The following is a 23,892-nucleotide window of genomic DNA, read 5'->3' as shown; positions in this document are numbered from 1 at the left end:
CGACCGCTGCCCCCGCGCGCGGCCATCACCAAGGGAAATGCATGAAATTCGCAGTGTTCGATCACATGGACCGCAGCACGGTCACGCTGGCCCAGCAATATGAAGATAGGCTCGCTCTGGTCGAGGCCTACGACCGCGCCGGGTTTTACGCCTATCACGTGGCGGAACACCATTCCACGCCTCTGGGCATCGCTCCGTCGCCGAGCGTGTACCTGTCGGCAGTCGCGCAGCGTACGCGCCGATTGCGCTTTGGGCCACTGGTCTATACCCTGGGCATGCATCACCCGCTGCGGGTCATGGAAGAAATCTGCATGCTCGACCAGATGAGCGGCGGCCGCCTGGAGGTAGGTTTCGGACGGGGAATATCGCCCTATGAACTTGGCTACTACGGCGTCGACCCGGCCCACGCACAGGGTATTTATCACGAGTCATTCCAGATCATCATGCAAGGGCTCACCCAGGCCACGGTGAACTTCCAGGGCAAGTATTTCGACCTACGGGACGTGCCGGTGGAAATGCAGTGCGTGCAGCGCCCCACCCCGCCCATCTGGTACGGCGCCGGCACGCCGGGCGCCACCCAATGGACGGCGGAAAATGCCGTCAACATCGTGTGCAATGGGATGCCGGCGCAGGTTCGTGCGATCACCGATCAATATCGGGTGCACTGGGAGGCACTGGGCCACCCACCCGAAACCATCCCTTACCTGGGCGTGAGCCGTCACATCGTCGTGGCCGACACCGATGGCGAAGCACTCGAAACTGCGCGGCGCGCCTATCAGCGTTGGTATGCACACCTCATGCACTTGTGGGTCAAACACGGTACCCGGCCCCAAACGCTCTCTTTCCCCGACAATTTCGACGATGCCCAACGTGCGGGCTTGGGCATTGCCGGGTCCCCCGAGACCGTGCGGCGATGGATAGCCGCCGCCGCGGAGGAAACGGGTGTCAATTACTTCGTCTGCCGCATGGCCTTCGGGGACCTGACCCGGGAAGAATCTCTACGATCCACCCAGCTCTTTGCCGAACACATTTTGCCTGCGCTGACCGAACCCGAACCCACCTCCACGCAAGCCTGACACCATGCCCACCCTCAGCTCACAAGACCGCGCCCTGCTCGAAGCGCCCCTGCCACCGCTGCAGCAAATCCGCCTGCCTACCGGCGAGCTCATCGAATACCGGGAAGCGGGCCGGGGCGACGACGCCATCGTCCTGCTGCACGGCATAGGCTCGAGTTCGGCTGGCTACCGTGCGCCGCTAGCCGGGCTCTCGGCCCGCTGGAAAGTCGTCGCCTGGAATGCGCCGGGCTTCGGCGGCAGCACGCCGCCTGCGGCCGCCTCGCCCAGGGTGGACGACTACGTGCAATCCCTTCATGCCTTGCTGGACGCGCTCCGCCTTGCGCCAGTGCACCTAGTAGGAAGCTCATGGGGCTCGCTGATCGCCAATGCGTATGCGGCGAGCCATCCGCAGCGGGTACGGTCCGTCGTACTGTCTGCGCCGACTCGCGGCTACAGCCATCTTGAGCCCGCCGAAAAAGCCGCGCGCATTGCCGCCCGGCTCGATCCGGCCGCACGCGCCGTTGCGCCCCAGACGCGTGCGGCGCGATTCCTCGGCCCAGATCCCGACGCGCTGGTGATCGAGCGTTTCTCCCAATTAGGAGAAGCCGTTCATCCTGACGGCCTGGCCCAAGCCACCCGCATGCTATTCGACTGCGACGGCATCGCCCTGGCGGCGTCGGTCAGCGCTCCCGCCTTAATCCTGGCCGGCACGCACGACACCGTCGCTCCGGTCTCCGAACATGCCGGGCCGCTCTGCGACGCCATGCAAGAAGCCGAACTGAAAACGCTGGACGGCTGCGGCCATATCCTCAAGCTCGAAGCACCGGCGCGCTTTAACCAACACCTTGCCGACTTCTTCCAACAAACTTAGAACGACACGGAGACTACCGATGAAACCGCGCCTGCTTCACTTGGCCTGGGCCTTCGCCATGGCCGTCAGCCCTGCCGCTATCGCCCAGTCCTGGCCCGAAAAGCCCGTGCGCATTATCCTGCCCGGCCCGCCCGGAAGCAGTCCCGACCGCATCACCCGGTTGCTGGCCGAGCAACTGAACAAGAAATGGAAACAACCCGTCGTCGTCGAAAACCGGCCGGGCGGGACGACCCGGATCGGCGCCGAAATCGTGGCGCGCGCGGCACCGGACGGCTACACGCTGCTCTCGACTTTCGTGTCGCACGGGATGGTGAAACTGCTTTACCCCGAAACGCCGTACGACCCCATCACCGACTTTGCACCGGTCGTGCAGCTCGTCGATACAGAAACGACGTTGGTAGTGCGCTCGGACTCCCCGTACAAAACGCTCCAAGAAATGATCGAGGGGGTGAAAAAACGAGGGCGGCCACTGGGGATCGGCAACTTCGGCACGGGCTCCAGCTTCCATTTCTATAGCCTCATCCTCGGCCAAGGCGCAGGCATCGACGTCTTGCCGGTTCCCTACAAGGGAGAAGCGCTGTCGCTCTCGGACATGATCGGCGGGCACGTGGAGGCGAGCTTCAACTCGGTGGGAACAGCCATTCCGCACATCCGAGAGGGCCGTGTCCGGGCGCTCGCCGTGCTGGCACCCAAGCGCTCGCGCGTATTGCCGGACGTGCCGACCTTCCTGGAGCTGGGCTTTCCGCGCCTGCGCGCGGGAGGCTGGTTCGGCGTCCTCGCCCCCGCGGGTACACCCAAGCCGGTCATCGACAAAATCCGGACGGACATCCAGTCCATCCTGCGCGAACCCGATGTCACCAAATGGCTGCGCGACCAGGGGTTGGAACCCACGTTCGAAAGCTCCGAAGCGTTCGGCGAATCGATGAAGCGCGAGGCCGTCGAATGGGAAAAACTGATCAAGGAATTTAAAGTCTCGGTCAATTGACGACACGCTTGCCGACCGGCGGCGGGCCGCCTCACCCTCCCGCTGCCGGGGCGCTGCGAACCATCGGGGTAGCGCGCCGCGGCAAGCGCATCGACATCGCCGCCGCCGCAACGAGCAACGCACCTGCGGCACCGAACGAAATCCAGTGCGTCCCGAAGGTTTCGTAGCCCCAGCCACCCAGCCACGAACTGATCATGCCGCCGACTTGATGGCCCAGGTAGGTCAGCCCGTACAACACCCCGACTAGGCGCACGCCATATATGTCGGCGAGGATGGCCGACGACAGCGCAATGCTGCCCGCCCAGACGATCCCGCCGATGGTCGACGCTGCGTACAGTTCCCAATGCGCGCCGACCATCACCAATGCAAAAAATCCCAAGCCCCGCACGAGATAAATCGTGGCGAGCAGATCCCGCCGCGGCAGCACGTCGGCCAAGCGCCCCAACACCAGAGTACTGAACATGGCCACTGCGCCGATGAGCCCTATGCCCAGTGAGCTCGTCATCGCGTCGAAACCATGATCCATCAGCATGGGCACGCCGTGCGAACCAAGCAGATTCATGCTGAAGCCACAAGCGAACAATCCGATCGCCACCTGCCAGAACGGCGCCGTACGCACCGCGTCGGCGACCCGCAGGGCGGGCGCCGCCTGGGTGGCGTGCGATGCCGCCGCCGTGCGCGCCGCGACGTCTTCGGGGCGCAGGTCGGCATGGGCGGGTGCATTGTCGCGGAATACGAACAACGCAGCAGGCAAGGTAAACAACGCAAACGCCCCCGCGTACGCCACTAGGGCCGCGCGCCAGCCCAACCATGCGATCAGCGAAGTGAAAACCGGCGTCATCAGGGCGATGCCAGCCATCGACCCGGTGGAAAGGAAAAATAGCGCCATGCCGCGCTGGCGCGTGAACCAGCGGGTCAGTATGGGCGTGAGCGCGACCGGGCTGGTCAACCCCAACCCCAACGACTGCCCCACCCCGAAAGCCAGGAAAAACGCCAGAGGATCGCGCACCCAAACGGTCGCGAGGGTGGACAACACCACGACTGCCATCCCGAGCAGCAATACGAAACGCGTCCCGCGCGTGCCGACCAAATAGCCGGCGAGCGGCATGGCCAAGCCATAACAGAGCATGCCCACCGCCACGATCCCCGCCAACATGCTCCGGCTGAATCCGAGGTCGTCGATGATGGGTAGGAAAAAGGGCCCGATGCTCATGCGCATGCCGACCGTCAACAAAGTCATCACCGTCGCTGCAGCCACGATGGTCCAACCGAAATACCAATTGCCTATGCGACGCACGGCCAGATCCCCTCTCGTTCCGAAGTTCTTGTAGTTCCGGACGCGCATGGGTGGGCGCCCTTCGGCAAAGAATACCCGATCCTGCCGGCGCTCCCCGTCTCGGCAACCTCTGGCGCCCCGCCCGAAAAGGCCGTGCTGCCGAGGCCGATGATGGGCGCAGACGGAGCGAAGCCAGGGCGTGTCGCGAACACATTTGCTTTTTCAATAAACAGTATTTTCCCCATTGCATTGCGCTATTCGAACCGACTCCCTATCGTGCGGGGCACCCCTAGCAATCCACATCAGGAGACCCCGACAAGCCTTGACCCGAACGTTTATTCGTATTCGTGCAACGCGTCCACATACGACTAGAGTAGACGGAGACCCCATGCATCGCCCTTCCCCCAGCTTGACCCATCGCCGCCTCTGGGCGGCCGCCGCCGTTTTACTGGCCGCGCCCGTAGCGGCTCAGCAGGCCTACCCCAACCGCCCCGTCACCATGATCAGCTCATTCTCGGTCGGCAGCGGACCGGATACCGTGCTGCGCCTGGTTGCCGAAAAGCTGGGCGGCATGTGGGGCCAACGCGTCGTCGTCGAGAACAGGCCCGGCGGGGCAGGTTTCATCGCCATCGATGGTTTTCGCCGTGCTGCACCTGACGGCCATACGTTGCTGCAGCTCGACAGCGAACAGCTGGCCGCCCTGCCCTTGCTCTACAAACAGCGCAATTACGACCCCGACGCGATATTCGAATACACCGCCGGCCTTTTCAGAACCTTCTTCATGGTCTCGACCGCATCCGGCAGCCCGTGGCGCAGCGTCGCAGACCTGATCGCCGCGGCGCGCCGGGAACCGGGCTCGGTGACCTATGGATCGTGGGGCATAGGCAGCCCGGGCCACCTGGGCGGCGTGGCCCTGGAATCGGCCACCCAGGTCAAGATGTTGCACGTGCCTTATAAAGAAACACCCCAACTCTTCGCATCGGTCGGCAACGGGGACGTAGCCTGGAGCTTCGCAACCCTGGCATCGAGCCAGGGTGCCTACCAGGCAGGCAAGATACGATATCTCGCGGTGGCTGCGCCCAAGCGCATCTCACAGTTTCCTGACGTTCCCACAGTCTCCGAAAGCGGCGGCCCGGCAGGACTCGAAGTGAGCTCGTTCGCCGCCATACTCGCGCCCAAAGGCACGCCGCAAAGCATCGTTGACAAGATCAATGCCGACATCAACAAGGTGCTGGGCGACCCAGCGATCCAGGCGCGCTTTGCGACCTTCGCGTTCGAGCCTACCCCGTGGACACCCGCCGAAATCAAGAGCGAGGTCAAGAACAAGTTCGACGTGTACCGCCAGTCGATCGAGAAGGCGAACATCCGTCTCGACTGACGCATAGGAAAACGGGCCGCATCGCGGCCCGTTTCAACTCCCCTGACGTCAGCTCAGCTGTTCCCGCCAGATGTCCAGGCTTTGCTGCGCGGGACGATCCGAAAAGCTGAACAATACGACTTCGCTCTCGGCCCGCAACGAATACGGCATCCAGGAGGGACACACGAAAATGTCCTTGGGCCCGAATCTCAAGGTCTTTCCCGCAATCTCGCACACCCCGCGCCCCTCGCGCACGGCGTAGACCGTCGCATCGGTCGACCGGTACGGCCGGCCCTCGAAACCCGCCGGCAAGTACTGCAGGAACGTGCCCATGGTGGGCATGGGCCATCCTCCGGTAGCGGGATTGACGTACTGCATCTTGTGTCCCCAGCAAGGATGTGGTGCGCGCGTGCGGGAGAGTTTTTCCACGGCTTCCCGGCTTCGATCATAGGGAAACCACCACAAGGGCGACGTTTTCGTGGCCGGCCGGTACTCCACCGGCTTCATGGACACGCCGAACTCGGCCAGATTCACCGTCCCATCGGCGCTGGGGTCGGACCGCGGCGCCTCGTCGCCATCTTCGCGAAACTGCGCATCGAACAGCTCGACGATGGGAACGTCCAGGCCGTCGAGCCAGACGACGGGCGAATCCGACGGATTGCCATGCTCGTGGAAAGACCAGGAAGGCGTAATGATGAAATCGCCTTCCGACATCGAGATCCGCCGCCCGTCCACGGCGGTATAGGCGCCATGCCCGTGCATGATGAACCGCATTGCCGACTGGGAGTGACGGTGCGGCGGAGCGACTTCGCCGGGAAGGATCAGTTGCAACCCGGCGTACAGGCTGTGCGTGATCCGGGATTGCCCCCGCAGCCCCGGATTTTCCAGCACCAAGACGCGCCGCTCGGCTTCTTCGGCGCTAATCAGTTCGCCCGAGCGCTGGAGGAAAGGCCACATGGCGTCCCAGCTCCAGAGATGCGGCACGCACGGCGTGGCCGGCGTCTTCGGCACCAACGCGTGCAAGACCTCCCAGAGCGGCGTGCAACTGCTGCCATCGATCAATTCGTAGAAAGCCTGGCGCTGGCTATTGGAAGCTTCATTCATTGCGGGATTTCCTTCCGGTCGTACATCCACGCCATGCTGTCGGCGGTCTGTTCAATCGTTCGCGACTTCAGGAATGCGTTGCGCAGGTCCCGCGTTGCCCCGGCCGCGTGATAAGCATGGCCATACAGGCGGGCCGTCAACTGCACGCGGGTCGTGCGCAAATAACGCGCCTGCTGGTATTCGAGGAAAGCCCGCGGCAAGTCGTCCGGCTGCGCTGCCACCCGCTTGGCGAGGCACACGGCGTCTTCCATCGCCATACATGCGCCCTGGGCCAAGTACTGCAGCATGGGATGCGCGGCATCGCCCAACAAAGTGGTGCGTCCTTGACTCCAATGGTTGACCGGCTCCCGGTCGCACAACACCCACATGCGCCACGACTCGATCTTGGCGAGCATGTTCAGGACGTGGGGATGCGCCCCCTGGAACCTCAAGTGCAGCTCTTCGGGATCGCCATAGGTATCCCACCCGTCTTCATAACGATCGCTATGGAAGACCGCCACCAAGTTGAACAGCTTGCCGCCGCGCAGCGGGTAATGCACCAAGTGGTACTTGGGCCCCATCCACAAGACCATGGCGTTCAGCCGGTTCTCGAGAGGCACGTCCTCAGTGCGGAGCACGGCGCGGTAGGCGATGTGGCCGGACACCCGGGGCTTGCCGTCTCCCACGATGGATTCTCGGACGGTCGACCAGAGCCCGTCGGCGCCGATCAAGCCGTCGCCCTCGTACGCCTCGCCGCTGGCCGTCGTCACGCGCACCGACCCACGGTTGTCCCCGAAGCCGACGATTTGCGTCGCGGCATGCAGGTGGACCCGGCCCGTCTCCCGGCAGGCGTCCAACAGGACGCGGTGCAGGTCCGCACGGTGAATCAGTCCGTACGGCTTGCCGAACCGCCGCGGGAAAAGCTCGCTCACTGGCAGGTGCACCACCCGCTCACCGGAAACGGCATCCATTGCGATGATGTCGTCGGGGAAGGCCGCAAGCTCATTGACTGCTTCGGTCACACCCAGCTCATCGAAGGTGTAAAACGCGTTCGGCCCCAGCTGTATGCCTGCGCCGATTTCCTTGAACTCGGCAGCCTGCTCGAATACGTGCACCTCGCGGCCCCGCTGAGAGAGCGCCAACGCCGACGCCAAACCGCCAATACCGCCGCCCACCACCAACAACGGCTGTCTGCTATTGCTCATGTCTCCTCCCTCCACTTATGCCGCACGGACCTGCACCCGCATGCCGCCCAGGCCGTCGACCGACACGTCGATGACGTCGCCCGGGTGCACCGGCCCGACACCCTCAGGCGTACCCGTGTAGATCAAGTCTCCGGGATGCAACGTATAGAACGACGATGCCATCTCGATCAATTCCGGTATGCCCAACACCAGGTCGCGGGTGTTGGCCTGCTGGCGAAGCTCGCCGTTCACCGTGAGGCGGAACCCCAGCTCGCCGGGCGAAGACACCGCGTCCGCAGTCGTCAGCCACGGCCCCAGCACGGAATAGGTATCGATGGACTTGCGGAAGCTGCGCTCCTCCGGCCCACGCGTGGTCATGTCGAGCCCGACGCAATAGCCAGCGACGTACTCGTACGCGCGAGCGGCCGGAATGTCCCGCCCTTTCTTTCCGATCACCACGACCACTTCGGCCTCGTGATCGTTACGGCGGTTCAGGTGCTTGAGCGCGACCCCCTCAGACTGGCCGACCAGGGAGCTCGTCGCCTTTAAGAACACGCCCACCCGCTGGATTTCGCCCACCTGGTTGCGGTGGTGGATCTCCGCATCCTCCCGGGCTTCGGCCAGGTGCTTCAGATAATTGACCGGCGCCGCAATGATTTTCCCTGGGCTTGCGACCGGCGCCAGCAAAGAGACCTCCTCCAGCGCGAGCGTCTTCGCGGCCGGCAACAGCTCCGTCGCCCTCGCCACAACCTCCTTCAAGTTCGCAATCAGCGGGTCAAAACACGGAAGCGGGTAGCGATATGCCGGAAGTACGTCCAAAGCTTCGGTCACGTCCTTGACCTGACCGCCTTGGACGATTCCCAGTCGGCCTTCGTTGAAACGGCACAATTGCATCGATGTCTCCCAGAGTGCGTGAAGTACGGGCACTTTAGGGTTGGCATGATATTGCGTCAATTATCAGTGCCATATATAGTCCATTAATAAATACAAATATTGGCCATGAGCAAACTAGACCTAAAAGACTTGGCGCTCCTGGACGAACTCGCGAAGACCGGGGCCGTATCCGCCACCGCCGTCGCACTAGGCCTGAGCCAACCCTCCGTCAGCATCCGCCTGGGGAGGCTGCGCCAGCACTTCCGCGACCCGCTGTTCGTGCGCACGTCCAACGGCATGCAACCCACGCCGCGCGCCGCCGCACTGGTTCCTGCCGTCCAGGCAGCACTCGCGTTATTCAACGGGACTGCAGGCCAAGAGCCGGAGTTCGACCCGGCCACGTCCGACCGGACGTTCAGGATCTGCATGACCAATACCGGTCAAATGGTGGTGCTGCCGAAATTGCTCAACCGCCTCAGCCAGGTTGCCCCCAACATTCGCATCGAAGTCAGGGACCTGGACGACGACACCCCGCGGAAACTCGAAACAGGCGAAGCGTCGCTGGCCATGGGCTTTACGCTCAACATGCAGGCAGGCTTCCACCAGCAGAAACTGTTCAGCGAGCATTACGTTTGCCTGATGCGCAGCGGACATCCGCGCATCCGGAACAAACTCACGCGCGAACAATTCGTCAACGAAAAGCACGTGGCCGTCATAACATCCGGCACCGCGCATTGGATGCTGGACAAAGCCATTGAGGAAGCCGGCGTCACCCGCCAGATTGCGCTATGGGTCCCTTCCTTCCTGGGCCTGGAAGAGATCATTGCCAAGACCGACTTCATCGCCCTCGCCCCCGTCCACCTTGCCCAGATCATCGCCGCGCACGGCACGATCAAGTTCCTGGAAGTGCCCATTGCTTTGCCCTCCTACCTCGTGCGCCAATACTGGCACGACCGCTATCACCGGGATGCCGGGTGCCGCTGGCTGCGGTCGGTAGTGGTGGATCTGTTCAGGAATTGATGGCGCGAGTCCGGCCGTCGATGTGACCGCCTGGAGACAGCCTCCCTCGCGCTTGCCCAACCGTGCCGCGATCCAGTAGCCTGTCCATGGCACTCCCGCCAACCCCAGGAGCGAAGATGGTCACGGACAACATCTACGAAGCCCTTCGTGTCAGCCATGACATCCAACGCAAGCTTTGCCGACGCTTGCTCCGTGCATCACCGCAAGGCGGGAAGCGACAGGAAATCTACGCCGAACTCAAGATCGAGCTCGCCGCCCATGCGGCTGCCGAAGAGCGCTATTTGTACGCTCCGATCTTGATGGATGACATGGGGCTCAACTCATCGCGCCATGCATTGGCCGAGCACCACGAAATCGATGAGCTCGTCGAAAAACTAGGCAAGGCGGAAGCAACCGGCGGAGAGTGGCTCGCCGCCGCCAAGAAATTGTCCGAAGAGGTTCATCATCACCTGAAGGAGGAAGAAAGAAAGTTTTTCCAAGTCTCGGGGAAGATCCTGACCGAAACCCAAAAATCCCGCCTCGCCCGACAGTACAACAAGGATTATGAGCGGATGAAGGTCGTGCTGAGGGGGTGAGCCTTGGCCGGCCTCAACGCCATACCTTAGAAATCCATGGAAAACACAATGGTTCGAAAATCGTCGAGGCGGGGCGCTGCGCGCCTATGCCGAGACGCCATCTGTGCGGTGTTGCTTGCAGGTTCTAATCTCTCCAGTGCAGCCTCCACCGACTCCGCGCCTGTTTACGACCCGGAGTACCAGCAGGTCATCCTCAAGCACCAGGCCAAGAAATTCTCCGACCAACAGCTGCGCGATTTATGGGCAAAGGCAGGAGCGGAACGGGAAGCCTTGTTGAAGGAATCCCAGAGGGAGCACGACGAGTATTGGGCAACGCGAAAGAAAACCCTCAGCCTCTGCAAAGACGTCGCCTTCGAGACCAAAAACCCAGGGACGTGCAAACGCGCGACCATCACCCCGATCGGAATCAGCCTAGGCCCCACCGCTCCTCCTCAGCAACTCCTGTATGAGCGCTATGTCATGGGTGAATGCGGACGGGTGGGCATCGCGAGAGCAAAAGAGCTAGGCTGCTTTCCGGCCGGGTATGAGCCCAGGATAGTTAAACCGTAACCATCATCCACCTGACCCCTTCCCCTAGGTTGTTGGGGTTTCGCCACCGCCACAATCACCGGAACGGTACGACTGCTCATTCAGGCCACAAGCGCCGCGCAGGTCGTGCCGACCGATGGAGTGTGCGCCACTCGCCCTACGTTTACCTCGAACCGCCTCGGTAGGTCGCTACTTGCGCGTGGATTTTCTGCACATCCTCGCCCGCCTTGTCGCGTGCCTTTTTCATGCCATCGAGGGCGCCCCCGAGCACAAGACCTTCTCGTTCGTCGCCCTCGTTCAGTTGAGAAATCGCCTCTAAGAACTGAAGCGACTGTTGCAACCTATGAAGGAAATTCAACGCCGGACGGGCAATCACTGCATACGGAAGCTCATGAAAAGGAATGCGCATCATCGTTTCTTCTGCAACACGCATGGGCCGCACCCTGAGATGAGCTTCATGAATGCGATTAGCTAGCGACTCCTCGCCCTCTATTGCGTCGACCGCCTTGCAAATAGCTCCATGGAAAACATCAATCATTTCCCCTGCGGCGCGAAGTTGCATCACGCGTTCTTCAGCGGCCTGCTTCCGTCGCGCTTCAGTTTGCTGACGAGCTATTCTGCCGGCCCAATATATTGCAGCAATGGAGCCAACGGCCTGAATCCAGGCAGCCGCGGTGTTTGCCGCTTCCCTATGCCACCCGAACACAGCCGACCAAACGGCGACCAGCGCCGCTCCCCCGACGACATAGGCCATGCCGATAATGAAACGATCCATACGCCACCCCCGGCGGGGATCGTATTTCATGGTCGGTGCCCTGTCATGAGGGAACACCCCATCCTGCTCAGCGCCGGATGGGCTGAGCGATCCTCGACGGCAGGCGGGGGGCGAGGACTTCAGGGTGCACGGCCGGCGCCACACGCGGGCGAGCTGGCGCGTGGATGCTGGAACTCCCCCTGGTGAGGCTGAAGGAAGCGGAGGGTGGGAGACGATAGAGATGGTGCGGAAGTATGCCCATCTCGCGAGAGAGTTACCTGGCCACGCACGCAAACGTGGTCACGTCTCGTCCACGGCAGGCCAGATCAATGGCAGTGGAAACAAAAACGCCGCCTGGCCGGGCGGCGTAATTGCCTGATTTTTTTAGTAAAACTGGCGGAGAGGGTGGGATTCGAACCCACGGTACGGGGAAACCGTACGCCTGATTTCGAGTCAGGTACATTCGACCACTCTGCCACCTCTCCGTGCACCTTAGGGCGCTTGCCTGGGTCGTGGCGAACCAGACAACAGCCCTAAACTATAGCACGAAACAGGGTGGTTTGTCTCCGCAAGGCTAATCCGTGATCTTTTTGTATACCGTCAGCCCCAAGACCAGGAAGATCACGAAAAGGATGAGGAACAAGAAGAACAGGAACTTGGCGATGGCGGCCGCGCCCGCGGCGATGCCGGTGAATCCGAACAGCGCCGCAATGATCGAAATGACGAAAAATATCAATGCCCACTTCAGCATGGCTAGCTCCTCCCGGGGGTGAACATGCATCTACCCTAGCCTAGGCGTTAGCGGGCCGCGCGCCGCGATTGTTACGGAGTGAGTCGCTCCAAGCCGCCCATGTACGGCCGCAGTGCCTGGGGCACGACGATGCTGCCGTCGGCCTGTTGATAGTTTTCCAGCACGGCCACCAAGGCTCTCCCTACTGCGAGGCCCGAACCGTTGAGCGTATGCACGAGTTCCGGTTTGCCCTGGGCGTTGCGGAAGCGCGCCTGCAGGCGCCGAGCCTGGAAGGCTTCACAATTGGACACTGACGAAATCTCGCGATACGTGCCCTGGGCCGGGAGCCAGACTTCGAGGTCGTACGTCTTGGCGGCGCCGAATCCCATGTCGCCAGTGCACAGCAGCACCACGCGATACGGAAGTTCCAGTTTGCGCAAGACGTTCTCCGCGTGGCCAACCATTTCTTCCAGCGCCTCGTAAGAGCGCTCGGGATGAACGATTTGCACCATCTCGACTTTGTCGAACTGGTGCTGGCGAATCATGCCCCGCGTATCGCGACCGGCGCTACCCGCCTCCGAGCGGAAGCACGGCGTATGGGCGGTCAGTTTGATGGGTAGCGCATCGGCGCTGAGAATCTCGCCGCGGACCGTGTTGGTGAGCGTGATCTCGGACGTCGAGATGAGATAAAGCTCTTCCCGAGGTACCGGATTGCCGTTTTCGTCGACCGACTCGCCGCCTTTCGTGACCCAGAACATGTCGTCCTTGAATTTGGGCAGTTGGCCGGTGCCCACCAAAGTTGCCGTATTAACGATGTACGGCGTATAGCATTCGGTGTAGCCGTGCTCGCCCGTCTGGACGTCCAGCATGAACTGCGCAAGCGCGCGATGCAGCCGTGCGATGGGGCCGCGCATGAGCGTGAAACGCGAGCCGGACAATTTGACCGCGGTTTCGAAATCCAAGCCCAATGGTTCGCCCAGCGCCACGTGATCCTTGGGTTCGAAGGGCAACGGCGCCGGATCGGCACCGGTGGGGCTCCAGCGACGCACTTCGACGTTGTCGTCGCTGGATGCGCCGTTCGGGACGCTGGCGTGTGGCAGGTTGGGAACGGCGAGCAGCAGCGCCTGCATGTGGCGCTGGATGTTCGCGAGCTCTTCCTCCAGCGCTTTCAGGCGGGCCGGAATGGCCTGCGATTCGGCCAGCACGGCGGATGCGTCCTCGCCCTTGGCCTTGAGCATGCCGATCTGCTTGGCGAGCATATTGCGCCGTGCCTGCAGGTTTTCCGTCTCCGTCTGCACCGACTTGCGCCGCGACTCGAGCGAGTTGAAACCGTCGAGGTCTAGCGTGTAGCCCCGGTCTTTGAGCCGGGCGGCCACTGCCTGGATGTCTTTGCGCAGCAGAGCGATATCGAGCATGGGAAAAGCCGTGGTGAGAAAATAAGGGGGATGACGCCGCCTGGGGGCGCAGCCCCCGGCGATGAATCTTTCATTTTAGCCTCCCCGGAAACGCTCAGCCCATGGACGCCAAGGCCGCAGGCTGGGACCCAGTGCCGGAGCCCTTTCCGAACGCGTCAACCCTTCTTCGCTTCCTTGTCCAGTTCGCGCAGGAAAGCGAGCTTCTGGGCGATCTTGGCTTCCAGCCCGCGGTCGGTCGGTTGATAGAACGTGGCCCGCACGCCCTCGGGGAAGTAGTCGACGCCCGCCGCATAGGCATGTGGCTCGTCGTGCGGATAGCGGTACTGCTTGCCGTGGCCCAATTGCTTGAGCAGTTTGGTGGGCGCGTTGCGCAGGTGGATGGGAACCGGCGCGGTACCGTGCTCGGCCACGAAACGCCGCGCTGCGTTGTAGGCGGTATAGACCGCGTTGGATTTCGCCGCGCATGCCAGGTAGACGACGGCCTGCGCGAGCGCCAGTTCGCCTTCAGGCGACCCTAGGCGCTCATAGACTTCGGCCCCTGCCCTGGCGATGTCCAGCGCACGCGGATCGGCCAAGCCCACGTCTTCGACGGCCATGCGGATGATGCGGCGGGCGAGGTAGCGGGGATCCGCGCCCCCGTCGAGCATGCGGCAGAACCAGTACAGCGCTGCATCGGGGTCCGAACCGCGCACGGATTTGTGCAAGGCGCTGATCTGGTCGTAGAACGCGTCGCCGCCTTTGTCGAAGCGGCGCAGGTTTTGCGAAAGCGCCGTCTCCAGCCATTCCGTGTCGACCTTGGTGCGTCCTGCCCCACGCGCCGACTCTGCCACCACTTCGACGGCATTGATGGCGCGGCGCGCATCGCCGTCGGCCCACGCCGCCAGCTGCTGCTGCGACGCTTCGTCGAACTCGACGTCGCCCAGCATGGCGATGGCTTTGGCGATCAGCAGCCTAAGCTCGTCGGCACTGAGCGACTGCAGCACGTAGACCCGCGCCCGCGACAGCAGGGCCGAATTGACCTCGAACGAGGGATTCTCCGTCGTCGCACCGATGAAGGTGAAAAGCCCGCTCTCCACGTATGGCAGGAAAGCGTCCTGCTGGGCCTTGTTGAAGCGGTGGACCTCGTCGACGAACAGGATGGTGCGGCGCCCCTTCTGCTGGGCCGCCTGCGCCGCGACGACCGCATCGCGGATGTCTTTGACACCGCCCAGGACCGCGGATATGGCGATGAACTGGGCATCGAAGGCATGGGCCATCAAGCGCGCGAGCGTGGTCTTGCCCACGCCCGGCGGCCCCCAAAATATCATCGAATGCGGCCGCCCCGACTGGAAAGCCACGCGCAGCGGCTTGCCAGGCCCCAGAAGATGGCTCTGCCCGACCACCTCGTCCAGGGAACGCGGCCGCAAGCGCTCGGCCAACGGCGCGGATGCGCCGGGGGCCGATGCGGAAGAAGCGTCGTCTGGAAAAAGATCGGACATGCGCCGCTCCGATCAGCGTTGGCCGGCTGGCTGTCCGTCCATGCGCACTACGTCCGCGCCGGGCGGCGGCGTGAAACGGAAGGCGTCTTGCGGCAAGGGAGGATTGCGCTCAATGCCGCTGAAGGTGATGGCCGTAGTTTGGCCGAATGCGTCATGCAGTTCCAGCCGCACGGGCAGGCCGCCCTGGAAGGCGATGTCCATGCGCGAGAAGCCGGCGTCCGGACTTTTCGGGGTGGCGCGCAACCATTGCAGTCCATCGCGCTCGGGCTGCTCGACGAGCTCGAAGGATTGCTCGAGCGAGCCCGAGCCAAACAGGATCTGCGCGGGCGATGACCCGATGACCTCGCCAACCGGGCGCACGGTGACCTGGTTCAGGTCCGGATCGTATTGATACAACTGCTTGCCGTCCGAGACGATTAACTGTTCATAGGGCTTGGCGACTTCCCAGCGGAAGCGCCCGGGGCGCTGGAAGGAAAACACGCCGGACTGCACGGGCGCGGCCTGACCGGATGCCCCGCGCGTGACTTGGGAAAACTGGCCGCGAGCGGCCTGGGTGTTGCCCGCGAACGCCCGCAGCTGGTCGATGGCCCCCGCGCAGGCGAGTGTCGGGGCGGCCAGCAGTACAGCCAAGCCCGCCCCCGCGAAGAAACGCGCGAACCGGACGGCGGTATGGGGAAAAGGTGTCATGTAGGATTCTCCGTAGCGCAGCGCGGCGGGCATGACCGCTATTCGCCCTGGCTGGCGGGCACGAGGATCTCGCGGTTGCCGTTGGACTGCATCGCCGACACCATGCCCGCACGCTCCATTTGCTCGAGTAAGCGGGCGGCACGGTTGTAACCAATGCGCAAATGACGCTGTACCAGGGAAATCGACGCCCGACGGTGTTTGAGCACGACTTCCACCGCCTGGTCGTACAAGGGGTCGGACTCGGCGTCCGCCATTCCAGTCACGCTGGTCAGTCCGTCGCCCGTCTCGCCCTCGACGATGCCTTCCAAAATGCCTTCCTCGTAATTGGGCTCGCCCAGGGTCTTCAACTGTTCGACCACGCGATGCACTTCGTCGTCGCTCACGAAAGCCCCGTGTACCCGGGTCGGCAGGCCCGAGCCGGGCGGCATGTAGAGCATATCCCCTTGTCCGAGCAGCGTTTCGGCGCCCATCTGGTCGAGAATGGTGCGCGAATCCACCTTGGACGACACCTGGAACGATATCCGGGTCGGGATGTTGGCCTTGATCAAGCCGGTGATCACGTCCACGCTGGGGCGCTGGGTGGCGAGGATGAGGTGGATGCCTGCGGCCCGGGCCTTCTGCGCCAGCCGCGCAATCAGCTCTTCGATCTTCTTGCCCACCACCATCATCAGGTCGGCCAGCTCGTCGATAATGACCACGATCATGGGCAGGGGCTGGAGCGGCTCGGGCGATTCGGGCGTGAGCGAGAAGGGGTTGGGGATAGGCTCTTCGCGCTTGATGGCCTCCTGCACCTTGGTGTTGTAGCCGGCCAGGTTGCGCACGCCGAGCTTGCTCATCAGCCGGTAGCGCTTGTCCATTTCCGCCACGCACCAGTTGAGCGCATTGGCGGCCTGGCGCATGTCGGTCACGACGGGCGCGAGCAAGTGGGGGATGCCCTCGTAGACGCTCATTTCGAGCATCTTGGGATCGATGAGGATGAGGCGCACCTGGCTCGGATCGGCCTTGTACAGCAACGACAGGATCATCGCGTTGATGCCGACCGACTTGCCCGAGCCCGTGGTACCGGCCACCAGCAGGTGCGGCATCTTGGCCAGATCGGCCACGACCGGCTTGCCCGCAATGTCCTTGCCCAGGGCCATGGTCAGGACCGAGGAGCTGCCGTGATAGGTCTGCGAGCCGAGGATTTCGGACAATTTGACGGTCTGGCGCCGCGCATTGGGCAGCTCCAGCCCCATCAAATTCTTGCCGGGTATGGTTTCCACCACCCGTATGCTGACTAGGCTGAGCGCCCGGGCAAGGTCTTTGGCCAAGTTGACGATCTGGCTGCCCTTGACGCCGACGGCCGGCTCGATTTCATAGCGGGTGATCACGGGACCCGGCTGCGCGGTGACGACGGACACCTGCACGCCGAAATCCGCAAGTTTCTTCTCGATCAAGCGGGAGGTGAACTCCAGGGTCTCCGTCGAGACGGTTTCCTGGCTGGCCGGTGGCGGATCCAGCAGGCTCAGCGGAGGCAGGCGATTGTCGCCGAGGTCGGCGAACAGCACCTGCTGTTTTTCCTTCTCCACCCGCTCGGACTTCGGCACGACCGTGACGGCCGGCTCGATGCGCACCGGCTGTTCGTGCACGAGTTTCTCTTGCTTGGCCACCACGACCTCGGCCCGGGCCTGCACCGCAACCTCGCCCGCCCGCCGGTCTTCGCGGGCCTGCCAGGCATTCTTCAGGCGCCTGACGCTCCACTCGAGCCAGGAACCGACGCGCTCGGCGACGACCAGCCACGAAAACCCGAAGAACAGGCTCGCGCCGATCGCGAACAGTACGAGGAGCAGCAACGTGCCGCCGGTGAACCCGAAGGTCGAAGCCGCGTACTTGGCGATGGTTTCGCCTATCATGCCGCCGCTGCCGTGCGGCAGGTAATCGCCGAAAGAGCGCAGCCGCAGGGCTTCCAATCCCACCGAGCCTATCATCAAGGCTCCGAACCCGAGTCCCTGTTCCCACCGGACACGGGGAGGCACGTCCGGCTCGACGCCGCCGCGCAGGAATTGGTTGGCCAGCCGCAGGTAGCTGGCATACACCCGCTGCAGCAGCAGCACGACCAGCCACCAGGCGGACGCACCGATCAGGAACAGGATCAAGTCGGCCAGCCAGGCGCCGAAACGGCCCCCACTGTTGTGAACGCGGTCGATCTGCACGGCATGCGACCAACCCGGGTCGGCCGGGCTGTAGGTGGCCAGCACCAGGGTTAGGTAGGCGGCCAACGCAGCGAACAAAATCCAGCGCGCTTCTCTGAACAGGCGCGACAGGCGCCCAGGCAAGGCGCCGGGGTTGCCAGCGGGTTGCGAATTGCGGGTATTCCCCGCGGTAGCGGTACGAGCCATGGGCTGATTATAAGTGTGCGAGCACCTCGTCCTGCTGCACTGCGCTATCGTAACGATAGAAAAACTCAAGCACATTGCAACAAGTCGAAAAATATAATGGCCCGGCGCACCCATGCGCGCCCGAACGCCGGGTCCGGCGTGCCGGCCGCGGCCTGCGCTGGACCTACCCTGTCGCCAGCCCAGGCGGACCAGAGAGAGCCCCTTCCCGGCTCTCGCGCCCGCAACAAGAAAGTCCGGGATCCCCTATGATGACGGTTGCGAATCGGCGCTCGGCGCCATGACCATGTCGATACTATGAGCCAAGAGAAACACGCGAAAGTCCTCATCCTCGGATCGGGGCCTGCCGGCTATACAGCCGCCATCTATGCTGCTCGGGCCAATCTCTCGCCCATGCTTATCACCGGGGTGGAACAAGGCGGGCAGCTCATGACCACCACCGAGGTGGATAACTGGCCCGCCGACGTCAACGGCGTCCAGGGCCCGGAATTGATGCAGCGCTTCCAGCAGCACGCGGAGCGCTTCAACACCGAGATCGTCTTCGACCACATCCATACGGCACACCTGGGCCAACGTCCCTTCAAGCTGGAAGGCGACTCCGGCACTTATACCTGCGACGCCCTCATCATCGCCACGGGAGCGTCGGCCAAGTACCTCGGCCTGCCCTCCGAAGAGGCTTACAAGGGCCGCGGCGTCTCGGGCTGCGCCACCTGCGATGGCTTCTTCTACAAGAACCAGGACGTCGCCGTGGTGGGCGGCGGCAACACGGCCGTCGAGGAAGCCCTGTATCTGGCCAACATCTGCAAGACGGTCACGCTCATCCACCGCCGCGACAAATTCCGCGCCGAGCCCATCATGGTGGACAAGCTGAACGAGAAAGTGCAGGAAGGCAAGATCATCCTCAAGCTCTTCAATGAATTGCAGGAAGTCCTGGGCGACGACTCCGGCGTCACGGGGGCGCGCATCCGGAACAACCAGACGGGAGAAACGGAAGACCTCGCCGTCAGCGGCATATTCATCGCCATCGGCCACCAGCCCAACACCGGCATTTTCAAGGGCCAACTGGAGATGAAAGACGACTACATCGTCACTCGCAGCGGCTTGAACGGATTGGCCACGATGACCTCGGTGCCGGGCGTCTTTGCCGCCGGCGACGTGCAGGACCGAATCTACCGCCAGGCCATCACCAGCGCTGGCACGGGTTGCATGGCAGCCCTTGACGCGCAGCGATGGCTGGACGGTGAAATGGTTTGACCCCCGGGATGGTTTAACCCCCCATAGGGAGCCCCACGAGCGTTTCGCGCGCCCCGCCGTGCGGGCGGGCCGGCGCGGTTTGCGCACCGGCGCCCCTCGGAGGAAGGCGACGATCGTGTCTCGTACCAAGCGAATCCAGACTAGCCAAGGATGCAACGGTCCCGGTGCGACCGCATCCTTCCCAGGGACTCGTGCGAAACGCGTCGTGGGAAGCCTGTCGGACCTCAAGACGCTGCAACGGGAACTGAAGGCCCGGCGGGAGGCGGAAGAAGCCGCCGAACGCGAAGCCCGGCGCCGCGAGCAGGCGGCCCGCCTGGCGGCGGCGGAGTTCCGCACACTGGTGGGTGAGGTCGTGCCGCTCAAGCCCAACGGCCGGATCGACCCGACACCGCCACCGCCGCGCCCCCTGCCCTACAAGCGCTGGGAGGACGAGTCCGAAGTGCTACGGGAATCGATCTCGGACGACTACGGCGCCGACTGGCTCATCGACACGGACGACACGCTCTCCTACCGGCGCAATGGCCTGGGCCAGGACGTGGTGCGCAAGCTCCGGCGCGGCCAGTGGACGGTACAGGCGCAGCTCGACCTGCACGGCCACCGCGTAGACGAAGCTCGGGATGCACTGGGAGAGTTCCTGCGCGCATGCGTTCGCCAGCAGATGCGCTGCGTACGCATCATCCACGGCAAAGGGTTGGGCTCAAAGAACCGTACCCCCGTCCTGAAAGAAAAAGTACGGCGATGGCTTGTGCAGAAGGAAGAGGTGCTCGTTTTCGTCGAGGCCCGCCCCAATGACGGCGGCTCGGGCGTGGTGCTCGTGCTGCTCCGGGGGCAGGGCCGCTCCGCCTGAGCCGGCGTCCCTCACGGCTTGGTCGACGTAGAGGTCATTGTTTCGGGGACGAAGTGCGCGGGCGTATCGTCCCGTCGCTTCTGGCGCCACTCCATGACCGTCTTGAGGACCAGCGTCAGCATGGCCATGCAGGCGAGCAAGGCCGCAGCGGTGAAGGCCGCGGCGCTCTTGTAATCATTGTTCAGCTGCTCTACCAACAGCGGCAGGGTAAGGGTCTGGTTCATGATGGTGCCTGATACGACCGACACCGCGCCGAACTCCCCTACCGCCCTCGCGTTGGTGATGACGACGCCATAGAGCAGCGCCCACTTGATGTTGGGCAGCGTCACGCGCCGGAAAATCTGCCAGCCCGAAGCGCCCAGGGAAAGCGCCGCGATCTCTTCATCCGCGCCCTGGGCCTGCATCAAGGGGATCAGGATGCGCGCCACGTAGGGAGAAGTGACGAACACGGTCACCATGATGATGCCCGGCCACGCGAACATCAGCTGGATGCCGTGATCGTACAGCCAGCTGCCGAACGCGCTTTCGAGCCCGTAGACGACCAGATAGCACAAGCCCGCGACCACGGGAGACGTGGCATAGGGAATATCGACCAGGGTCACGAGCACCCGCTTGCCGACGAAGTCGTAATGCGTGACGCACCAGGCCAGCAGAATCCCAAATACGAGATTGATCGGTACCGTCGCCAGGGTGGTGAGCACCGTCAGGCCGATCGCATGCTGCATGAAATCTTCGTTCAGGTTCTGCACCAGCAGGCTCCAGCCGCCCGACAGCGCCCGGGAGAAAATCAGCGCCAACGGCACGACGAGCATCAACACCGTAAGCACGATGCCAAGCGCAATCAGCAGCCATTGGTGGATCAGGGTGGGCCGTTTGTTTTTCATGGGAATCAGCGACGGCGCAGCAGCCGCCCTTGCACGACTTGCAGCAAGAAAAGCAGGAGCAACGAGGCGACCAACACCACCGACGCGATGGCGGCTGCCGCCGGATAGTCAAACTCCTGCAAGCGCACGAAAATCATCAGCGAAGTGATTTCCGTCTGGAACGGAATATTGCCGGCAATCATGATGACCGCCCCGAATTCTCCCAGGCTGCGGATAAAGGCCTGCGAGGCGCCAGAGATCAAGGCTGGCACCAGGCTGGGCAGCAGCACGCGCCAAAACGTTTGCCAGCGCGTCGCGCCCAGCGTGGCGGCCGCCTCTTCGTATTCCGGTTCGAGATCCTCCAGCACCGGCTGGAGCGAGCGCACGATGAATGGAAGGCTGGTGAAGATCATTGCGACCACCAGCCCCGGATAGGCGTAGGAAATCTTGATGCCCAAGGGGGCGAACCACCGTCCCAGCCAGCCCTCCGGCACGAACAAGGCCGAGAGCGTGATCCCCGCCACCGCGGTGGGCAGCGCAAATGGCAAATCGACCAGTGCGTCGATCACCCGCCTGCCCGGAAACTCGTAGCGGGAAATGATCCACGCGAGCACGAAGCCGATTCCCGCCACGATGACGGTCGAATAGAACGCCCCGGATACCGTGACCTTGTAACTCTGCACCACGCGGGGATCCGTGATCGCCCGCCAATACTGCTCCCAGGTCATGTCGCTCACGTAGAGCAACAGCGCCGAGAGCGGAATCAGGATGACCAGGCTCAGGTACAAGACCGAAAAGCCGAAGCTCGGGACGAAGCCGGGCAGGACGGGCGGGCTACGGAAGAAACGGAGCGACGAATTCACGGCGTAGGCGGCTGGAGCGTGTGGCGGAAGCGAATAAGCGCGGCCTCCCTTCGGTAGGCCGCGCTCTTGCGGAGGCATTGTACGGCACCGGCCCGGCGGCCGGCGCTCCCTCGATCAACGCTTGGCCAGCAATTGGTCGAGCACGCCGTTGGAGCTGAAGTGGACCTTGGTGATGTCGTCCCACGAACCGAGCACCTTGGTCGGATCGATCAGCCGCACCTTGGGATAGCGATCGGCCACGACCTTGGCGACGTCAGGATGATGGACGCGGTAGTTGAAGGTAGTCAGCAGCAGCTGGATTTCGCGGGTGTACTGATAGTTGAGGTATTCCGTCGCGAGCTGGCGCGTCCCTTTTTCGTCCACGACCTTGTCCACGACGGCCACCGGGAACTCGGCCAGCACGGAAACCGGCGGCACCACGATTTCGAAACCGCCCGCCTTGAACTCCTCGCCCTTGGCGATGTTGATCACCTCCGACTCGAAGGTCAGCAGCACGTCGCCCTGCCCGTTCTGGGCGAATGCGACCGTCGCGCCGCGGCCGCCGGTGGGAAAGTTCACGACGTTGTGCAGCAGCTTGCCTACGAACTGCTTGGTCTTTTCCTCATCGCCGCCGAATTTCTCATTGGCGTACAGCCAAGCGCCAAGGTAGGTGTACCGGGCATTGCCCGAGGTCTTGGGATTGGGGAACACCAGCTTCACGTCGTCGCGGACGAGATCATCCCAACCCTTGATGTTCTTGGGGTTGCCCTTGCGCACCAGGAAGGCGATCGTGCTGTAGTAGGGCGAGCTATTGTTGGGGAAGGCTTTTTGCCAATCCTTGCGCAACAGGCCCCGCTTGGCGAGGATGTCCACGTCGGTCACCTGGTTGAACGTGACCACGTCCACTTTCTTGCCCTGGATGATGTCCTGGGCTTGGCGCGACGTGCCGGCGAACGACTGGTCGATCTTGACGTCGTGGCCGGTTTTTTCCTTCCAATATGCTTGGAACTTGGGGTTGATCGCGGCGAACACCTCGCGCGCCACGTCATAAGACGCGTTCAGCAAAGGCTTGTCCTGGGCTTGCGCCGTCCCGGTCGCGGCAACGAGTAGCGCGGCCGATGCTGCCGCAAGCACGATGATCTTTTTGAACATGAAACGGCGTCCTAGGTCTGGTTTGTGAATTCGAGAAACGAGGATGCAACCGTAACAAATTCACATATGCAACCAAACCATATATTCATCATTTTTTCATAATCAAAAGAAATATGCCCCCCCCTACACTGGGCTCATGTACTTGGCGCGCGGCCGCATGGTGAACCCTGCCAGCCGTTGCTCGATGGCATGTGCCGCCCAGCCGGCGCTTCGCCCTATCATCCACAACGCTGAAGCCGCGCCGCGCGGCAGGCCCAGCCCCATGACCAGGCAGACGAGGCCCACGTCGATGCGCGGATGCAAGCCTTCGCTGGCATGGGGAAGCGTGGACAGCCCGGGCAGCACCGCTCCCCCCAGGCCGGGATGCAGGGAAGATGCGAGATCGATGAGATAGCGGGCGCGCGGATCGCCTTTGGGATACGAAACAGGATTGAACCCCGGGACCTGCCGCCCGGTTGATACATAGGACGAGATCAGGTTCTGCAGTTCCTGTTCAGTGCGTATGCCGCGCAGCAAGTCTTCCGTGCGGTCGCAGCCGCCGCCGAACCGGATGCCGGAATGCGTGACGATGGCCGCCTGCAGGCATGCACCGATTTGACATCCTCCCCGGTCTGAAGGCCGGAGATTCCTACGGCGCTCAGGAGCGGCATTGAGCCGCCCCTGAGTCGCTTCGGTGGGTTCCTGCTGC

The 23,892-nt window shown here is 63.0% G+C and carries 23 protein-coding genes and 1 tRNA gene; 9 read left to right on the top strand and 15 right to left on the bottom strand.

Annotated features, from left to right (window positions below; genetic code table 11):
- The first annotated feature begins 41 nt into the window (after nucleotides 1–41).
- Genes Q0319_RS10290 through Q0319_RS10280 form a run of 3 tightly spaced genes read left to right on the top strand, consistent with a single transcriptional unit; the run spans nucleotide 42 to nucleotide 2,911 of the window.
- Complete coding sequence (locus Q0319_RS10290; protein ID WP_087783232.1) at nucleotides 42–1,076, top strand: LLM class flavin-dependent oxidoreductase; 1,035 nt, start codon at nucleotides 42–44, stop codon at nucleotides 1,074–1,076.
- Nucleotides 1,077–1,080: 4 nt separating this feature from the next.
- On the top strand, nucleotides 1,081–1,926 hold the full coding sequence (locus Q0319_RS10285; RefSeq protein ID WP_087783233.1) for an alpha/beta hydrolase: 846 nt from the start codon (nucleotides 1,081–1,083) through the stop codon (nucleotides 1,924–1,926).
- Nucleotides 1,927–1,945: 19 nt separating this feature from the next.
- Complete coding sequence (locus Q0319_RS10280; RefSeq protein WP_296470713.1) at nucleotides 1,946–2,911, top strand: tripartite tricarboxylate transporter substrate binding protein; 966 nt, start codon at nucleotides 1,946–1,948, stop codon at nucleotides 2,909–2,911.
- A gap of 31 nt (nucleotides 2,912–2,942) precedes the next feature.
- Here Q0319_RS10280 and Q0319_RS10275 read toward each other — a convergent pair whose 3' ends face one another.
- Complete coding sequence (locus Q0319_RS10275; protein WP_087783235.1) at nucleotides 2,943–4,256, bottom strand: MFS transporter; 1,314 nt, start codon at nucleotides 4,254–4,256, stop codon at nucleotides 2,943–2,945.
- Nucleotides 4,257–4,575: 319 nt separating this feature from the next.
- Here Q0319_RS10275 and Q0319_RS10270 point away from each other — a divergent pair, with 319 nt between their 5' ends.
- Complete coding sequence (locus Q0319_RS10270; RefSeq protein ID WP_087783236.1) at nucleotides 4,576–5,565, top strand: tripartite tricarboxylate transporter substrate binding protein; 990 nt, start codon at nucleotides 4,576–4,578, stop codon at nucleotides 5,563–5,565.
- Nucleotides 5,566–5,613: 48 nt separating this feature from the next.
- On the opposite strand, the gene gtdA is transcribed toward Q0319_RS10270, so the two are convergent.
- The 3 genes from gtdA to Q0319_RS10255 are packed head-to-tail and all read right to left on the bottom strand — an operon-like array spanning nucleotide 5,614 to nucleotide 8,705.
- On the bottom strand, nucleotides 5,614–6,648 hold the full coding sequence (gene gtdA, locus Q0319_RS10265) for a gentisate 1,2-dioxygenase (protein ID WP_299452236.1): 1,035 nt from the start codon (nucleotides 6,646–6,648) through the stop codon (nucleotides 5,614–5,616).
- A complete protein-coding gene (locus tag Q0319_RS10260; protein WP_087783238.1) occupies nucleotides 6,645–7,832 on the bottom strand; it encodes a 3-hydroxybenzoate 6-monooxygenase in 1,188 nt (395 codons plus the stop codon). Before Q0319_RS10260 ends, gtdA begins: the two co-directional genes overlap by 4 nt.
- A 15-nt stretch (nucleotides 7,833–7,847) precedes the next feature.
- Nucleotides 7,848–8,705 carry a fumarylacetoacetate hydrolase family protein gene (locus Q0319_RS10255; protein WP_087783239.1) on the bottom strand — a complete coding sequence of 286 codons (858 nt, stop codon included), beginning with the start codon at nucleotides 8,703–8,705 and terminating at the stop codon, nucleotides 7,848–7,850.
- 105 nt (nucleotides 8,706–8,810) lie between these two features.
- Here Q0319_RS10255 and Q0319_RS10250 point away from each other — a divergent pair, with 105 nt between their 5' ends.
- The 3 genes from Q0319_RS10250 (at nucleotide 8,811) to Q0319_RS10240 (ending at nucleotide 10,828) form a co-directional block, all read left to right on the top strand.
- Nucleotides 8,811–9,704 (top strand): LysR family transcriptional regulator, encoded by an 894-nt coding sequence (locus Q0319_RS10250; protein ID WP_087783240.1) that lies wholly within the window; start codon nucleotides 8,811–8,813, stop codon nucleotides 9,702–9,704.
- 116 nt (nucleotides 9,705–9,820) lie between these two features.
- The gene (locus tag Q0319_RS10245) at nucleotides 9,821–10,279 is read left to right on the top strand and encodes a hemerythrin domain-containing protein (protein WP_299452228.1); all 459 of its coding nucleotides are present in this window, start codon (nucleotides 9,821–9,823) and stop codon (nucleotides 10,277–10,279) included.
- A 48-nt stretch (nucleotides 10,280–10,327) separates the two neighbouring features.
- Complete coding sequence (locus Q0319_RS10240) at nucleotides 10,328–10,828, top strand: hypothetical protein (protein WP_087783242.1); 501 nt, start codon at nucleotides 10,328–10,330, stop codon at nucleotides 10,826–10,828.
- 142 nt (nucleotides 10,829–10,970) lie between these two features.
- Here Q0319_RS10240 and Q0319_RS10235 read toward each other — a convergent pair whose 3' ends face one another.
- The 7 genes from Q0319_RS10235 to Q0319_RS10205 all read right to left on the bottom strand — a co-directional run bounded on the left by Q0319_RS10235 (nucleotide 10,971) and on the right by Q0319_RS10205 (nucleotide 18,249).
- Nucleotides 10,971–11,612 (bottom strand): hypothetical protein, encoded by a 642-nt coding sequence (locus Q0319_RS10235; protein ID WP_144389601.1) that lies wholly within the window; start codon nucleotides 11,610–11,612, stop codon nucleotides 10,971–10,973.
- Between the two features lie 343 nt (nucleotides 11,613–11,955).
- Nucleotides 11,956–12,046: transfer RNA gene (locus tag Q0319_RS10230), tRNA-Ser, on the bottom strand.
- Nucleotides 12,047–12,135: 89 nt separating this feature from the next.
- Entirely contained in the window at nucleotides 12,136–12,312 is a 177-nt protein-coding gene (locus Q0319_RS10225) for a DUF1328 family protein (RefSeq protein WP_087783244.1), read from the bottom strand.
- A 71-nt stretch (nucleotides 12,313–12,383) separates the two neighbouring features.
- Nucleotides 12,384–13,706, bottom strand: coding sequence for a serine--tRNA ligase (serS, locus tag Q0319_RS10220; RefSeq protein ID WP_087783245.1), 1,323 nt, complete (start codon nucleotides 13,704–13,706; stop codon nucleotides 12,384–12,386).
- A 155-nt stretch (nucleotides 13,707–13,861) separates the two neighbouring features.
- Nucleotides 13,862–15,184: a replication-associated recombination protein A gene (locus Q0319_RS10215; protein WP_087783246.1), complete on the bottom strand. Its 1,323-nt coding sequence runs from the start codon at nucleotides 15,182–15,184 to the stop codon at nucleotides 13,862–13,864.
- Between the two features lie 12 nt (nucleotides 15,185–15,196).
- Nucleotides 15,197–15,871: an outer membrane lipoprotein chaperone LolA gene (gene lolA, locus Q0319_RS10210; protein ID WP_087783353.1), complete on the bottom strand. Its 675-nt coding sequence runs from the start codon at nucleotides 15,869–15,871 to the stop codon at nucleotides 15,197–15,199.
- 38 nt (nucleotides 15,872–15,909) lie between these two features.
- Nucleotides 15,910–18,249: a DNA translocase FtsK gene (locus Q0319_RS10205; RefSeq protein WP_299452211.1), complete on the bottom strand. Its 2,340-nt coding sequence runs from the start codon at nucleotides 18,247–18,249 to the stop codon at nucleotides 15,910–15,912.
- Nucleotides 18,250–18,543: 294 nt separating this feature from the next.
- On the opposite strand from Q0319_RS10205, the gene trxB reads away from it, so the two are divergent.
- Both trxB and Q0319_RS10195 read left to right on the top strand, forming a co-directional pair.
- Nucleotides 18,544–19,500: a thioredoxin-disulfide reductase gene (gene trxB, locus Q0319_RS10200; RefSeq protein WP_296470262.1), complete on the top strand. Its 957-nt coding sequence runs from the start codon at nucleotides 18,544–18,546 to the stop codon at nucleotides 19,498–19,500.
- A gap of 205 nt (nucleotides 19,501–19,705) precedes the next feature.
- A complete protein-coding gene (locus tag Q0319_RS10195; RefSeq protein ID WP_296470259.1) occupies nucleotides 19,706–20,347 on the top strand; it encodes a Smr/MutS family protein in 642 nt (213 codons plus the stop codon).
- Between the two features lie 11 nt (nucleotides 20,348–20,358).
- Here the strand turns inward: Q0319_RS10195 and cysW are convergent, their stop codons facing one another.
- The 4 genes from cysW to Q0319_RS10175 all read right to left on the bottom strand — a co-directional run.
- On the bottom strand, nucleotides 20,359–21,231 hold the full coding sequence (gene cysW, locus Q0319_RS10190) for a sulfate ABC transporter permease subunit CysW (protein WP_296470256.1): 873 nt from the start codon (nucleotides 21,229–21,231) through the stop codon (nucleotides 20,359–20,361).
- Nucleotides 21,232–21,236: 5 nt separating this feature from the next.
- The gene (gene cysT / locus Q0319_RS10185; RefSeq protein WP_296470251.1) at nucleotides 21,237–22,073 is read right to left on the bottom strand and encodes a sulfate ABC transporter permease subunit CysT; all 837 of its coding nucleotides are present in this window, start codon (nucleotides 22,071–22,073) and stop codon (nucleotides 21,237–21,239) included.
- Between the two features lie 114 nt (nucleotides 22,074–22,187).
- Nucleotides 22,188–23,204, bottom strand: a complete 1,017-nt coding sequence (gene cysP / locus Q0319_RS10180) for a thiosulfate ABC transporter substrate-binding protein CysP (protein WP_296470247.1) — start codon at nucleotides 23,202–23,204, stop codon at nucleotides 22,188–22,190.
- Nucleotides 23,205–23,327: 123 nt separating this feature from the next.
- Nucleotides 23,328–23,892: citrate/2-methylcitrate synthase (locus tag Q0319_RS10175; RefSeq protein ID WP_299452205.1), on the bottom strand; the 565-nt coding region annotated here is incomplete at its 5' end.

It is taken from the genome of uncultured Pigmentiphaga sp. (assembly GCF_937950555.1).
Lineage (GTDB): Bacteria > Pseudomonadota > Gammaproteobacteria > Burkholderiales > Burkholderiaceae_B > Pigmentiphaga.
This window is presented reverse-complemented; position numbering and strand designations above follow the sequence as displayed.